The sequence below is a fragment of the Vibrio sp. 10N.222.48.A3 genome, assembly GCF_041475345.1.
In the GTDB taxonomy this organism is placed as follows: domain Bacteria; phylum Pseudomonadota; class Gammaproteobacteria; order Enterobacterales; family Vibrionaceae; genus Vibrio; species Vibrio tasmaniensis_A.
In genome coordinates, this window is record NZ_JBFRVX010001484.1 from 1 (window position 1) to 508 (window position 508).

The following is a 508-nucleotide window of genomic DNA, read 5'->3' on the forward strand; positions in this document are numbered from 1 at the left end:
GAAGAACAGCCTCGGTAGAACGTAAGGCTCTTGAAGAAGCAATACTGTTTGGCGATGCAGTTGAAGTAGATCTAGAGTCCGTCAACTCCATATCTGAATCATATTCCGATGAGCTTTTCGGCGTATTAGTGGCCAAGCATGGTCTTGATGCCTTCGTAAAACAAGTGACTATTCTGAACGCTAAAGAAAGCATCCTGAGAAGCATAGCTAAAGTTATTCAACGTAGAGAAATTGAGCGAAAAAAGCCCTTTGAGACTGCAGAGAATGTCGCTATGGCTTAAATATACATTACCAACAAAAAAGCCCCTTTTCAGGGGCTTTTTTGTTCTAGATACGTCAAACGCTCATCCATCTTTTCCATCATTAAGCGCAGCCACTTAACATCGGTTTTAAGTGTAATACCTCCCCCACCTCACTAGACAAGGCACTAACAACGGCAACAATTATTGTTTGATACTCTGCCATTACTTAAACTCATTGCGTAGGGTTTCCCATAGGCCAAATACTA

The 508-nt window shown here is 41.7% G+C and carries 1 protein-coding gene; it reads left to right on the forward strand.

Annotated features, from left to right (window positions below):
• The coding region (locus AB4653_RS27285; RefSeq protein ID WP_372105803.1) for an STAS-like domain-containing protein at positions 1–281 on the forward strand (281 nt) is incomplete at its 5' end.
• Positions 282–508 lie beyond the last annotated feature (227 nt).